Below are 13,941 nucleotides of genomic sequence, written 5' to 3'. Positions count from 1 at the left end.
AGTACGAGGCAGGCTAGTGCCAGGTGGCGAGGTGGTCGAGTGCCTGTTCGGTCGTGTCGGCGAATACTGACTCGGGGTCCGTGGCGTTCGTGTCGACGAGCACCCGGAGTTCGAGGATGTCTGGAAGCGATACGCCAGGCAGGTGGCGTTCGAGTGCGCGCAGCGTCGCGCCGACGACGTCGTCTTGGTCAGTGCAGTCTGCCCTGAGGACATCTTCACGGACCGCTGTCAGCACACTCGCGAGCGACTGTTCGGCGTTGCGTCCGTAACTTGGGACCGTGACGTCGTCGTCGTCGGAGTCGATAGCGACCGTCGTCATCGATTCTGGTGGGGACCGCCGGCGAAGATTTCGCCCGTCTGTTGAGCAAGTTGATGCTCGACTGCGGGTGGGAGCTTGAGTCGGAGAGCAGGTGCAACTGGACTGTCGGCTGGTGGATTCGATGCCATCTGAGAGTTCCTCCACCCCGCCAGGGGACTGATAAACAGGATTCGTGAGCGAGAACGTCGGGTTGCCTCAAGGTCCAGCATCCCCGCGATATCTGTCACTCATGGATGGGAAACGGTGGCTGTCAGGGCGGATTGCTAGCGGCGTTTAGGGGTTCAAACGAATCTCGGTGGTAGGCTGTCCGCCAGAGTCTCAGGACGGCACGGGTGACCAGAACTTCGAGGGACTGCTCGATGCAGGAATCCTCCACCTCGTCAGGGTTCGAGGATGCATCCGGCGGTGGATGATAGTGCGCTAGTCCCTCAGCGTGGATGTAGTCGCCGTCGTGGTGATGTTTGCCCCAACGGAAGTTGACATCCTCGGTGTCCGTGTAGTGGAATTTGTAGTCGTCTTTGGTAGTCCACTGGACGTCGATGCGCGCCGCCGTCGCTGCTCGAAGGCCATCATCCAGCTGGACCTCGACAGCCGTTGGGTTCAGGTAGTCGTCGAGTGCTGGCGTAGCGAGTGGCTCTTCGCGGTCGATGACGTCACGAATCGAGATGAGGGCCGCGCGGTCGATCGGGCCGCGCAGAGAGTGGGATTCGTCTGTTCTTGGTGTTCGCGCCATCGATCAGGCGGTGAGACTGCCGTCTGTCTGCTGTCGGTCCCCATCGACGAACCGTTCAGCGTTCGCAATCGACAATGCGGCGTTTGCGAATGCGAGATTACGCCGCGTCGTCTGCCACTCCTGTAATACCTCAGGCTCAATCCTCGTGTGCTCTTCGTCGGTATCCGTTAGCATCTGATTCGTCTGCTCGACTGCTAGCTCTTCGGGCGAATCGACGCCGTATTCGGCCCGATAGTTCTCGAGTTGCTCACGCATGTCGGTGATTCGGGAGACGAGTTCGTCTGTCGAGACGTGTTGGAGGATGTCGGCGGCCTGTTCGACGACGAGTGACTCGGGCGAGCGACGGTACGTCGTCGCGCCATGCTTGCCTGGCGCAGTGGTGACGAAGCCCTCGTCTGCGAGCGCGTCCAGATGCTTGCGGGCAGTCTTTGTTGCAGTCTGGGCCTGGTCAGCGACCGTCTCGGCTGTGACTGGAGAGTACGTGTGCGCGACCACCTGTCGAACACGCTCGTACGGAGTCGTCTCGTCGACCCAGTCCTCCGTAACGGCGTCGTTGACGTCCTCGTATGGTGGCGCGTCCGCTGGATTCCTCATATCTCACCAATCACATTGAAGGAACATAGGACTTCCGGGTAATACTATATTCTCTCAGATTTCGGCGGCCACCAGTTCGCACACCCGGCGAAAGGAGCTCCATGACAGACTGGGAGCTACGAACCATCTACGCCCGTGGCCTCGTGGTGTGAGGCGTCGATGTCCCTGTCGTACTCGTCGGCGATGATCTCCAAGGCCGGCTCGTACGCTGGCCGGTTCGCCATCATCTGGTCGACGGCATCGTCCAACGGGATGACGGGATTGCCGTCGACCCACTCGACTTCGATACCGTTTGTCTGTGGGAACAACACGTAGTGGACGTTCCCGTCGACGGCGCTGGCGTCCGGGCGTTCGTTGATCGTCGTGTCGACACCGAACTGCTCGAAGAAGGCTATCCACCGTTCGATATCCCTGTCGTGGACTTCGATGAATACCGGGTAGTCGTCGTGGCCCCGGGCGATCTGGTAGCCGCCGTGCGTCCAGACGTACGCCGCGTCGATCTCCGTGTACGCGAACTCCATGCCGGCGAAGTGCGGAATGACGTACGCGTCCTCCTGAGAGATGGTTTCGCGACTGTACAATGCAGCCATCATCTCGGCGTACTGCTGGCGCAACTCATGGTCGACAACTCGGAGCCCGCTATCTTCATTACTGATAATATTAGCCTCTGCTAACCGTTCGACCCAGTCGTACACCCACGAGTACGAGACGCCGATCTTGCTCGCAACACGATTGATAGAATCACCACGCTGTATCGCTAAAACGATCTTCGCAGCGGTGGCATCCATCATCTCTATCATTGTTTGGATCCTCCAGATAGCCGCGTCAATTGGCTTGCTCTTAGTTATCTCTAATGAGATAGTAGATTATAGAACTTGCGGCGATATCGACCACTGGACGGTGTTGGTGAACTGCCTGTCAGCCCTTCAGAGGCCGAAAACCACCGTATACATCGGTAACTGCGTTCAGTTGCGACGATGCGTCTCGATGTACTCGACCATCTCGGTGCCGATTGCGTCCTCCTCGTGGGCGCGTTCCTGTGCGGTGGTGTCGGGCCACTCTCGGTCACGACTCCCGGTCTCGGACTCGGCGGGTGGGCCGGTTCGCGTTCGGCGACAGCGTTTGCACGTCCAGAGGTTGGCACCGGTGACGAGTGGGTCGTCGACGCGGGTGTCGGCGCGTTCGCGCCCCCGGTGGGCATGGGGTCCGGGCCCGCAGTCGTGGCACTTGAGGACGCGCGTTGGACAGTCCGCCAGTGTTCGAGTCTTCGTGCGGAGGACCCCAGCGACGAGCCAGCCGTTGTCTACGTCACCGACCTCATCGAGCGGATCGCCGTCAGCATCGTAGAAGACAGGCCGGTCGGTGTTCTGCTCGCGAATAGCATCGATCAGGGCGTTGGCGTCCGCGCTGTCCGCCTTCGCGAGTGCGTCGATTTCGCGCCAATCCGGACTGCCGAGGTGGTCTTGTTCGAGTGTGCCGAGGTCGTCCAGGAGGCGGACGCTCTGCTTCGACCGTGAGGGCGTAGAGCCGTCGCGGTCACGTCGGCGGATCGCGGTCCGGGCGAACGCTTGGGCGAGCGTCGCCAGTGGTTCGTCGACGTGGACGACGGCGACGCGGTCGGCCTGCCACTCGTAGGCTGGTGACTGGGATTCCGAGGCGAGAGTCTCGGTACTGTGGTCGAACTGGCAGTCCTCGCAGCGGTCGCGGTCCGTGGGCATCGGCTGGCCGTAGCGGGGGCACTCGCGTTCGTCACGAGGGGTGTGGTCGTCGAGGACGGGGTCGGTGACGGCACCGATTCCGTAGATATCCTCGGGGTCGTAGTGTGGGTTCGGGTCCGTGACCATCGGGCTACTGAGTCTGTACGCGGAATCGGATTTAAACATGAGGCAGAGGATTAGTGGAGAAAACGCGAGACTGAGTTAGCGGTGGAGGTGCGTCCAGAGGCTGGCTGCGGTCTCGCGGACGGTGTGCTGGCAGTTCGCTGGCAGTGCCTCGAGTGCGCGTTCGAGACTGGCGCGCTCGCTGGGGTTCGTCCAGGCGAGTGCAAGGTCGACCTGGTCGGTGACACCCGCCGACATCAGCACGCTCGTGGTCTGTTCGCCGATACCCTCGACGGCCCGCAACGCGGTATCGACGCCCCGCATCTCGACGGTCTGGGCGAGTGCCTGACCGTAGCGTGGGCCGGGCGACGTCTCGTCGCTCTCGACGGTCGAGAACGTCGAGATGGTGCTGGCCTGGCTACCGTCGAGGGCTTGCTGGTCGTCTTCGACATCGGGATACAACGTCTCCTGCTGACCGTCATCCTCGGCATCGTCAAGCGGGCGGTCGTCACAAAGGATGCTACTGGCGGTAGGCTGATCAGGTCGCGACTCGCGTTCACGCGTGTCGACGTTGGCACCGAAGTCTGCCAGTGAGGTCTTGACGGACTCATAAGTCGGCTCGAGCTCGCCATCGTCAGTGAACGCGAACTGCTGGTCGATCGAACTGTGGGTACTCTCGGTCATCTGTGGTATGTCCCAGTCCGCACGGGACACGAGAAATCTGATAAAGTACGTTCTTCACCCCCAGATTCGACTTCGAATGCCTCCTGTGGACGCTGCGTTCTCTTTTGCTTAGGATAATCTGGAGGCCTTACCCTGGGTTAACCAACAATGGGCCGTGTAGTGGTTTCTTGTTGGTTAATCCCGTGCGCTCCACTTCCGAGTCCTGGAAACGCCAATTGATAGATACAGGTAAACGATCTATCACTCTATGTGGTAACCTTCCACGAATCCGTCAAAACCGGGTGCTGAATACAGAAGGCACATTCAGCAAAGAAGATTTAATATGTGCATAAAATGGAAAATTTATATCAAGATGAAGATTATCGTGAAGCACGGCGTCCCATTACGAACACTAAAAGAGCAATCATAACGGCACCAAGGGCGGTTTCGGCTATAGTAAAAAACTGACCGATAGAAGTAGTTGGCCGGAAGTCACCAAACCCGAGTGCAGTGAAGGTCAAGGTACTGTAATATATGCTCTCCCAAATGACTCCCAATCCTTCTGATAAGCGACTCGAAGAAATAGCCGGACCTAATGCTCCTCCTGGCTTTACCGGGCGAATCCATCCACCTTGAAGATATGTTAGCGCAAATAGCAAAATAATGGTTATAGACCATCCAATTACTCTGCTAAATCGTTCACCGTATCCAAATATCGACTTCTCCATAGAGTGATAAAGTGCTGCAGAATATCTACTTTCCCGGTTCAGTTTATACAATTGCATATCTTGTCGAAGGATAAAAAATCGACCTTCCCATTTTTGTAAGGCATTTCTGTCTGCTAGACGCTCAAGTTCCAAATACACTCCACCGGCACGGACTTCCGGATTATTGTAGTCAGAGTTATCTGATTCTGCGATGTTCTTGAGCGCTTTCGGGTCGTATGCACACCTATAAGCACCTCTGCCTTCTGGTCCTAAAATTAATCTTCGAAAAATGGTTCGAAGCTTACGATCCTTCTTTTGATTTTCCTCGGAGGCGAGGTTTTGGAAGGTAGATTCATTAACACGTGCGTCAGCGAACAAAGTGCCCTCCATTTTCGCGTTTGGCAGTATGGCGTCAAATAAGTCTGTACGAATCATAGTAGCTCGTTCTAAGTTCGAGTTCGATAAATTGGTGTTTTGGAGTGAGGCATCTGTCAAGGTCGCCTTAGTTAAATTTGCGTGGGTCAACTGTGCGTCGCTACATTCTGCGTTTGTGAGATTTGCCTTAGTGAGATCAGCGTTAGGTAATTGCGTCCCTCTTAAATTCGCAGACGTGAGGGTTGACCTACGTAGAATTGCATCGTCGAATTGAGCCCCTGATAGGAAGGAATCGGTGAGATCTGCCTCGGTGAGATTAGCTTCAGACAGGTCGGTTCCCCAAAGACTAACATCTCGTAGATTTGCTCGCGAGAGGTGTGCAGAATGCAAATCCCAAGACTCTAACTCTGCGTTTTCGAAGTTCCCTTCTCGCAGGGAGCAATTCCTCAGAGAATCTTCGCCGACCATGAACGCGTCTGTGAGCTTCATTTTCGGGAGCTGAGCCCCATCTAAGAGTTCATCGAAAGGAGAATTCAACTCCCGAATATGTGGTGTGGCCCTAGCTTCACGAAGGTTTTCGACGGTTTTATGCTCAGTTTCTCTGGGATTTGCGTGCCAAGCACAGTAATTGGTGTCTGGAAGCGATTTCCGATAGCAACAGCTCTCTACCCCGATACCGAGTTCTAGATTAGGAGTTAACGTGAATTGAGGGTCGTAGTCTTCGGGCCAGGTATATCCGCATCGACCTGAAAGAGGCTCTCGCATAAAAAATATCTCTATAAGTACTATAATAATATTTTGGTACTATGGTTTCTTGAAAGGGTATTGGCAAAGTAGACCGTGGTTGCTTCATTCTATGCTAAGACTCGCGTTATGTATCTTGCACGGCGGTACGAATCTCCACTGAAACTGGCGGGAACTCCGGTGGTAAATTCGCAGACCTAGTTCACAGCGTTTTCAACGTTGAATTGGTCGAACCAAACGGGGTTCACCGATGTGATTCGAGCGTGTCGTCGAGGCATTCTATGAGGGACGCGGCAGTGGACTGGATGCGGTCGAGGCGCTCGCGGACGTCCGCCTCGTCCTGATCGGCCCACGCGGCGAGGTAGAACCGCGATTTCGATGCGTCCAGCCCGAAATGGCGAGCGATGACGTACGCAGTGGCTTCGGCTTCCAGTTCGCGCCTCGGCCGTTCGTTCTCGTCGAGGCTCGGTTCGTGGAGGATGGCGTGGGCGAGTTCGTGGACGGCGACACGCGCTTCATCGGCGTCGTTCGATTGGGCCTCGACCTCGATCGCTTCCGCATCGTGCTGGTAGACACCGCCAGCATCGCCGTGAGTCCACTCCCCGCTCGGGACGACCTCAAATGATATCCCGCGGTCCAGAGCGACCGCACGGACACGCTCCAAGAGGTCGCCCGGCTCGCCGCGCGTCGTGGTGTCGAGTTCGGGCAGGGGTTCGCCCTCGGTCTGACTCACGTCGAACACCGGGACAGGTTTGAATGCCACCACGCCCGTCGACCACTCCGCTGGTGGGGCGTCGTCGTATTCGCAGTCGATGCTGTCGTGGTACGAGGGACTGTTCCCGCAGTCGGGGCATTTCGCGGCGGTGATGGGAGCCCAGATCCAGATCGCTTGCTCGCCTTCCTGGACGTGCCGGTCGAACTCTTCACGCCACGTATTGTAGCCCGCAACGCGGGTCGCTTCGGGCATCTGCGCGTAGATCAGCAACGTGTTGTTGAGCGAGTAGTCGTGGAACTGGGATTGGACGTCGAGCCACTGCTGGAAGTGCTCGCTCGCTTGTGCGTCGTCGACGCCGCTGGCGAGCTGGTCAAGCCAGGCGTCGATCGTCTCGTGCATTGCGTCGCGGCGGTCGTCGACGTCCGTGAACGACTCACTCCCTGGCAGGATTCGGTCCTGTTCAGACGTGCAGTCTGTCGACTCTTCGGGTTCGGTGGGTGTCGTGGCCATTTCGTGGTCCCTCCACTCGCCGAGGGGAGCTACAAATCGGTGTCGTCGCGTGCTTCCCTCCCTTGTGAGAACCGGCGTGGGCGAGTCAGTGGCGGATTCGTGGGGCTATCATTGTCCGGACGTCGATGGCGTCGCCGAGTTGGTACGTGAACTCGATGGGGTGGTCTTGGCCGAAGCGCATCCCAATCTGGCACGACCGAGGCATCCCTTTGCGGGCGTCCTTGACGTAGTCGAGGCTGTACAGCGATGAACTATCTGTGAGACTGTCGATTGTGTCGAGCTCGTCGTCGACGGTGTACTGCATGTCGTCGCTGTCGCCCTCGACGGCGAACACCACCGCCTCGTCTTCGGGACTGCCTGCGACTTCGATATGGTCGGCGATGAGATTCGCCGCCTTGTACGCCTGACTCAACTCGGCCTTCGCGAACGTCACGTCGACGTCCATCTCTAGCTCGGGAATCTCGGGGTCCGACCGGATGGTTTCGGGGTCGGGACACGACAACTCGAACTCGAGACCATCGACCTTGATTTCGAGCTTCCGGGTTGCTTCGTTGAGGGAGAGGGAGACGAGTTGGCCCTTGTTCGCCATGCCGAGGACCTCCGCGAAGCGCTCGAGGTCAAGCCCGATCAGACCGCCGGGCGTCTCATACTGCTCGAATACCATCGTGGGCATCCGTATTTCGGTCATCCCGACGTTCGCTGGGTCGACGGCCTTGATGCCGATGCCCTCCTCGGAGAGGTGGACGCGGGCTTCGTCGACGAACGCCCGAACCGCCGTCACGACGTCCTGAAGGAGACTCGCCTCGACGGTCGCCTCGAAGCTGTCAGCGGCCGATTCGGTGTCGAAGAACGCCTGCTCGGTGTCGTCCGCGTCTGAGTCAGTGCCTGCTTCCGCTTGGTTTGGCGTGGTCGGTTCGTCGGTGTCACTGGGAGTGCTTTCGGTCGTGCTCATGGTTGATCGTCCTCCACCCCACGAGGGGGTCAATAAAACGCGGTCGGACAGCGCATTCGGCGGGCGCCGTTGATTCCGCGAATAGTACGATATTTCAGTAGACATCCTTACCATTGACTCGAATCAATCATGGAATCCGACAACGATTCCGAGGTACGAATCGTTCGATACAGAGGGTGTATACAGTAACGTGACATCACGAGCTACCGGCCTCTGGCCAGGGTCCACCTTTTTCGTCCCAAAGTGTCTTGATGCTCCTAATGAGGGACCCCAAGGCTCCAGAATCCGTCGGACAGGTACCGACCGACGTTGCCGATGAGATGGTTCGTCGGTTGTTTGCAGACGGTACCCCCGATCCCGATGAACGCATCCTCTTCCCTGGCGTTGGACGCGGTGAACTCGTCGAAGCTGTTTCCCGGTACTGTGACCGTCACGATCTCGACTTTCCCGAGAGCGTCGCTTTAGAGACTAACGAGGGCCTCGTCGAAGAAGTCCAAGAACTGTTTGACGAACTGCCCCTTGACATTCGACACCTCGACTTTCTCGGCAGTCTGCCCGACCTCGGGGAGTTCGAATACATCCTGAGCGACCCTCCGGTGGCCAGACTGCGTGATCTTTCTCCGGAGGTTCGGGAGGACTTGGCGATGCGGTTCGATACCATCTCCGCCGACGAACCGGGTCGGGACGAGGATCTGTACCTCGCGTTCTTCGAGCAGGGGTTGGGAATGCTCGCACGCGAGGGACGATTGGTGTTCGTCACCCCCGACTTCACGAGCAAGCGCGGACACTCCGCGATTCCCGAGCTCAAGAGGCGGCTCACAACGTTCCACATCGAGGACATTGACGCGAGCCCCGTCGAATCGCCGTACGACCAGATTGAACTGGATGTCGTCATTACGACCGTCGCACATGCAGAGCCAGACCCGGAGTACGCATCGGAGGTTGACTTCGACGGTGTACAGGAGGCTCTGACGGTCCCCTATGACATTGGTGTCGCGGACATCATGACCCAGGGCCCGATGTCGTTCTACCCCGATGACGACGTCCACGATGTCTACCTCTCCCTGGTGAAGAACGACTACGACGCGGCACCCGTCCGGGAGCGGGATAGTAAGGTCTGCCTCGGCCTCGTGTCGAAAGCAGACCTAACTGGGGCCGACACTGGTACGCTCGCTGACGGCTATATCAAGGAAATCAAAGAGAGCCTACTCGTCCCCGTTACGTCGTCGTTCGATGAAACTCTTGACCGGTTACGAGAACGGCGGTTCTGTCTGGTCGGACCGAAAGATGACGTCCGAGGCATCGTCACCCGCTTCGACCTCAATAGCATGGAGGTGTACTTCCACCTGTACGCGAAGTTCGCTCGGTTTGAGATTGGGCTGCGGAACGCCATCCGTGACTACGGTATTGACTGGGAAGATGCACTCATGGACGCTGGAATCAGTTGGAACGACGTCAAGGAGCGCAGCGAGAAGTATAGTGAGAAATCCGAAGTCGCACAGGACGTGCTTGACATCCTACTGTTGTCTGATCTAATCAAGATTGTCGAAAACAGCATGATACAGGAGGAAATCGGATTCAACCAGTCGAACCTGGGGATTCGACCATCCACCATCAACGATCTTCGTGTCTCTGTTGCTCACTACCAGCCACTGATTCATACCATGGATACGACATCCTGGACGAAGCAACGGACAACGGGGGATTTCACCGAGATTTATGAAGCGCTGAACGGTTGCCTTGAGTCGATTGAAAATCAGAACTACGTATAGGATCCAATCACCGCACTTCATCCCCAAGTGAGGTGTTCTTGGGTTCTACTTGAGATGATTCAATCGATCTCCCCGACTTCGTTCAGGTCGTCGGTGTAGACAGACGACGTATTCACTACGACCCTCGACCACCACTCCGTACGAGCTGATGTCGAGACCTAATCACGATTCTGGATGAGACGAACGTGCTGGGCGGAATCTTCGCTATGCCGTTCTCATTTGTCCATACCCGCCACGTGTTCAAGTGATTCGATGAAATCAGCTTTGCCGATATCAGCGGTTATCACGGGCTTGATGCCTCCCAGATACTCGGTGGAGGGTTTCCAAGCGTCAAGCCACTCCGTCTCAAAGTAGTAGTTCGAAGCGTCAGGCCGGCCGCCACTCAGCTTCACCGCATTATCTAACAATCCGCCTGGCCTCTTGCCCTGGACGATTACGAGGTCTTCGAGGTGGCTACGATCCATGCTACTTAAGTAGCGTTTGATGTGAGCGTTCTGCCGGTTCCGCTCGACTTCGGCCAAGATTTGTTCCTCATCGAGCGAATTGAAATCCACGACACGGTCGACAACGAAGTAACCAATCAGGTATCGGTGCTTCGGTCGTTTTTGTCTCGGAGGAGTCAGCCCAGAGTAGAATCCGACGACATCATCGTGCGCAAGCGTGAGCAATTTGCTTCGAGACTTACCGGGGTCGCCGAACGTGAGGGCATCGAAGTTGGGATCGTGGTGGATTCGAATGTCATCAAATGACGCCGTCTCCTCCCCGTCATATACCACGTATGAGAGATGGTCATCGTGCCCCTCACTCGCGTACGTCGCAGTTTCTGTGGTTTCGTACTGCTCTGGTATCGGGATGTACTCGAATCGACCGTCCTCGAAGATCGGAGGACAATTCGACGCGTTCTGTGAGTCGGCGGCGATACCGACCAACACCAACGACATCAGCTTCCCCCGGGAACCGCCTCGAAGCGGTCCAAAATCTCATCGAGACCCTCTGCTGTCGGGCTACCGACGTTGAATTCATCCTCGGGCTTTATAACAAAGGTCGGTTCTGTCCAACCAATCCAAGAGTCGGGCTCGGAGACACATTTTACGTGGTGTTCACTATGCTTCTTCTAAATCCGCCTCATAGCACTCACTGAGCAGGTCTGCGAGCATCTTGGTCGATTAACTCAACGACCTGCTCGTTCCTCAAACTGGCTTAACTAGACAGTCCCTTGAGACCCAAAATATTATATTGCTGATGAAGAAAAGTTTCAACGACTGTGTCAGATGTCGATGGAATCAGTAAACGAGACATTATAGCGGCGGCCATCTTAGAAGAACTTCTGATCCCATATCAAGAAGACGAACATGCCGACTCCCAATTCTCGAAGCCGCTCTATGAGATTCGCTCTGCGATCTCTGACTACCCAGACGAAGACGTAAATGATGTCGCTGATGAACTTGCCGGCGATCGTTCTGGACTAACCTACGACAATGGGGATCTAGTCCTTGAAAATAGAAACCGAGCGAAAAACTATTACTCGATGTGTGCTCCGTTCTGATACCTCCTTGCCCTACATCACATCCAAACATGAATACCAGAACCTCGAACCGGCTTACCGTCGCTGTCGTTCTATTAGCAGTATTTAGCGTTGGATTCCTCTCGCTCTTCTACCCTCAGATTTTACTCGACAATGTACCTGCACTACAAGACGCTAACCAAGACACTGCATCTTCTACCCCTAGCGCCAGCACGGTGATAACGGCCGCTGACGTCATCGTGGGTTCCTTGCTCACCCTCTTTCTCGGCTGGGTATATCTCCGTCAGAACCGCATCCTCGATTCCCAGTCAGACATTCTAAAAGCTGCACACCGGCCGTTAGTACAGGCTACTTCCGAGCCAGAACCGGTTGATGAACATCCTCTGAACGACGAATTCCCGAATGATACGCCACCGGGTGGTGAATGGATTGAGCTTACCCTCACGAACACTGGTAATGACGTGGCTACGAATCTACAACTCGAATGCTTCCTTGTTGTTGAAGGCGAGTATGACGGTACATTCCTTCGTTCGGGGAATGACCTGTTGTCAACTAGTGGTAGCCCTCAAACAAGTGCTGGGACGAGTTCGATCCGTCCAGACGGGGAAGAGCATACGTTCTTTGCATCAACGAAAGTCATCGAACGCCCACCGGATCTTGATTGCCTGGAGCGAGTTCAAGCGGTTCTTGATTCAAAGGGGCTTGGTGAGTGGGACGGTCATAAGTCGCCGACGCCACTGGGAAATCTCCTCCAAGATCTCACCAAGGATTCCGGCGTCGATCAGGTCGCATTTGGGTTTGTGGTGACATACCAAACCGCACTTAGTTCCTCGACTAACAGTGACAGAGAAACACTCTATCTGCAACCTGCGAAGAGACTTAATGCGGAGGACCCCCTTTCAAAGCCATCTCTCATAGCTGCATGGGAGCAGGGTGACCAATACTGGATAGAACGCATCCGGGATCAGCTTGACGAGTAAGTCCAGGTATTCGACGCTCCCAAGGACTTGACGACGGAATGAGCTAGTTCGGGAAGTTTGGTCGTTCTGCGGGATTTTCTGCAATTGTCCCATCCTCGTCTTGGCGGATATTCACGTCATATATGTATTGGAAGAACAGCATCCCCATATTCGCTGGAATTCGCGTCCGGACAATTGACTCATCGAGTGATTTGATATTAAAGCTCTCCTCGTACGGGAAGATCCGTTCACGGACTTCGAGTCCTGTTAGCCCCCCATTGGCTGCCGAATTCACACGGAACTTTACCGGTACGTTGGAGAAGATATCGACGAGGTTGAATATAATCTCCTGTTCTTCTTTATCGGAGACCCCATTGACAATATCAAGTGCAGCTGCGATTCGCTTTCGCCACACTTTGACGTCTTCTAACTCAGTGTCATCGTCCGGTTCGTCAGTACTTTCCTCACCGTTTTTGGATTGTCCGTCCTTATTCCAGATCTCCTCTGTTTGTTCGTCAACTAAGGTGACTTCCGATGGAAGGTATATAAATAGGTCGTTATCACTATACTGGTATGAACTAGCTTCTCGCTTGTCACGAATCTGATCGCGACCTAGTGTGTTCGCGATATCGATGACAAGGTTGTAATAACACTTGATGTAGAAGAACCGGTCTCCCTCTTTGCCTTCGATATAATAATCGGGGCCTTCAGGCTCTTCGACATGAATTGTGATAGAACGAGGATCATCACCATTCTGGTCAAGTGTCGAGTCGACCGAACCACTGGCAAGACTATTGAGATCGAACAATAAGTTTTCGACGGCCTCTTCGAAGTTCTCCCCTTCGTACATGGGGATCACGAATTGATACGGCTCTTGAGACTCTGAGCAGCCCCCAAATTGCTGCTCACGTTACCGAGAGTGGTTTTGACTCCGGTGTCGTCCTGATCCGTATCTCCGTAACACTCCTGAGCGAGGGTTATTACCCCACGCCGGAATGCTTGTGACCCCTTCAAGAGCTGTCTGAGGAGATCCACAGTTAGTGGTCCCGGAAGCAGGCTCTCTAGGGAGTCTTCGGATTGAATTGCCTCCTCGGAATCGGGGGGTGACACAGCCTGGCTGCGTTGCACCAAGAGCTGGTGTGACTTCCCCAGGGACTGGGTGAGCTCGTCGTCCATTTGCAGGCGAAACGATCTCCCACTGCCGCCCTCAACTTCCTTGACGAGGCCAACATCGACAAGGGTGTCAACGTGACGGTAGACGCTGGCACGATCGACATCCGCCAGGTCTGCGACTTCCGAGACGCTAAGCTCCTTCCCGGGCCGGCTTAAGAACGCAGTGACCAGCTCCGCACGTGCATCACTACCCAATAACCGCTGCAACGGTGACGCGTCCGAACTTGCACTCATAATTTGTAAATTGGTGATCTGGATGGGCTGATTGACTCACTCTATCTGCGAGGGACGCTGATTCACACTGCACTTACTACGCTTGGTCCCTGCTCTTCTGTCTACATATAGCCATTCTACACAACGGGTAATAAAACTGTTGCAGT

15 protein-coding genes are annotated in these 13,941 nt (G+C 55.6%); 3 read left to right on the top strand and 12 right to left on the bottom strand.

Annotated features, from left to right (window positions below; translation table 11 throughout):
• Positions 1 to 13: 13 nt before the first annotated feature.
• From VYJ16_RS18770 to VYJ16_RS18730, 9 genes are all read right to left on the bottom strand, one after another.
• The gene (locus VYJ16_RS18770; protein WP_336351853.1) at positions 14 to 319 is read right to left on the bottom strand and encodes a hypothetical protein; all 306 of its coding nucleotides are present in this window, start codon (positions 317 to 319) and stop codon (positions 14 to 16) included.
• Between the two features lie 250 nt (positions 320 to 569).
• A complete protein-coding gene (locus tag VYJ16_RS18765; RefSeq protein WP_336351852.1) occupies positions 570 to 1,052 on the bottom strand; it encodes a toxin-antitoxin system TumE family protein in 483 nt (160 codons plus the stop codon).
• A 3-nt stretch (positions 1,053 to 1,055) separates the two neighbouring features.
• Positions 1,056 to 1,646 carry a DUF7342 family protein gene (locus VYJ16_RS18760; protein ID WP_336351851.1) on the bottom strand — a complete coding sequence of 197 codons (591 nt, stop codon included), beginning with the start codon at positions 1,644 to 1,646 and terminating at the stop codon, positions 1,056 to 1,058.
• A 116-nt stretch (positions 1,647 to 1,762) separates the two neighbouring features.
• Positions 1,763 to 2,434: a helix-turn-helix domain-containing protein gene (locus VYJ16_RS18755; protein ID WP_336351959.1), complete on the bottom strand. Its 672-nt coding sequence runs from the start codon at positions 2,432 to 2,434 to the stop codon at positions 1,763 to 1,765.
• 177 nt (positions 2,435 to 2,611) lie between these two features.
• Complete coding sequence (locus VYJ16_RS18750) at positions 2,612 to 3,490, bottom strand: hypothetical protein (protein ID WP_336351850.1); 879 nt, start codon at positions 3,488 to 3,490, stop codon at positions 2,612 to 2,614.
• 75 nt (positions 3,491 to 3,565) lie between these two features.
• Positions 3,566 to 4,150: a hypothetical protein gene (locus VYJ16_RS18745; protein WP_336351849.1), complete on the bottom strand. Its 585-nt coding sequence runs from the start codon at positions 4,148 to 4,150 to the stop codon at positions 3,566 to 3,568.
• A 359-nt stretch (positions 4,151 to 4,509) separates the two neighbouring features.
• A complete protein-coding gene (locus tag VYJ16_RS18740) occupies positions 4,510 to 5,679 on the bottom strand; it encodes a pentapeptide repeat-containing protein (RefSeq protein ID WP_336351958.1) in 1,170 nt (389 codons plus the stop codon).
• Positions 5,680 to 6,199: 520 nt separating this feature from the next.
• Complete coding sequence (locus VYJ16_RS18735) at positions 6,200 to 7,069, bottom strand: ArdC-like ssDNA-binding domain-containing protein (protein WP_336351957.1); 870 nt, start codon at positions 7,067 to 7,069, stop codon at positions 6,200 to 6,202.
• A 196-nt stretch (positions 7,070 to 7,265) separates the two neighbouring features.
• Positions 7,266 to 8,132: a DNA polymerase sliding clamp gene (locus VYJ16_RS18730; RefSeq protein ID WP_336351848.1), complete on the bottom strand. Its 867-nt coding sequence runs from the start codon at positions 8,130 to 8,132 to the stop codon at positions 7,266 to 7,268.
• Positions 8,133 to 8,392: 260 nt separating this feature from the next.
• Here VYJ16_RS18730 and VYJ16_RS18725 point away from each other — a divergent pair, with 260 nt between their 5' ends.
• Entirely contained in the window at positions 8,393 to 9,904 is a 1,512-nt protein-coding gene (locus VYJ16_RS18725; RefSeq protein WP_336351847.1) for a CBS domain-containing protein, read from the top strand.
• Between the two features lie 215 nt (positions 9,905 to 10,119).
• Here VYJ16_RS18725 and VYJ16_RS18720 read toward each other — a convergent pair whose 3' ends face one another.
• A complete protein-coding gene (locus VYJ16_RS18720) occupies positions 10,120 to 10,845 on the bottom strand; it encodes an Nmad3 family putative nucleotide modification protein (RefSeq protein ID WP_336351846.1) in 726 nt (241 codons plus the stop codon).
• Between the two features lie 323 nt (positions 10,846 to 11,168).
• On the opposite strand from VYJ16_RS18720, the gene VYJ16_RS18715 reads away from it, so the two are divergent.
• Both VYJ16_RS18715 and VYJ16_RS18710 read left to right on the top strand, forming a co-directional pair.
• Complete coding sequence (locus VYJ16_RS18715) at positions 11,169 to 11,450, top strand: hypothetical protein (RefSeq protein WP_336351845.1); 282 nt, start codon at positions 11,169 to 11,171, stop codon at positions 11,448 to 11,450.
• Positions 11,451 to 11,479: 29 nt separating this feature from the next.
• On the top strand, positions 11,480 to 12,409 hold the full coding sequence (locus VYJ16_RS18710) for a hypothetical protein (RefSeq protein ID WP_336351844.1): 930 nt from the start codon (positions 11,480 to 11,482) through the stop codon (positions 12,407 to 12,409).
• 43 nt (positions 12,410 to 12,452) lie between these two features.
• Here the strand turns inward: VYJ16_RS18710 and VYJ16_RS18705 are convergent, their stop codons facing one another.
• Entirely contained in the window at positions 12,453 to 13,238 is a 786-nt protein-coding gene (locus VYJ16_RS18705) for a hypothetical protein (protein WP_336351843.1), read from the bottom strand.
• Between the two features lie 5 nt (positions 13,239 to 13,243).
• Positions 13,244 to 13,768, bottom strand: a complete 525-nt coding sequence (locus VYJ16_RS18700) for a winged helix-turn-helix domain-containing protein (RefSeq protein WP_336351842.1) — start codon at positions 13,766 to 13,768, stop codon at positions 13,244 to 13,246.
• Positions 13,769 to 13,941 lie beyond the last annotated feature (173 nt).

This window comes from Halorubellus litoreus (genome assembly GCF_037081675.1).
GTDB classification, from domain to species: Archaea; Halobacteriota; Halobacteria; order Halobacteriales; family Natrialbaceae; genus Halorubellus; species Halorubellus litoreus.
Note: the sequence above shows the minus strand (reverse complement) of the source record. Positions and strands in the feature narration are given on the sequence as shown.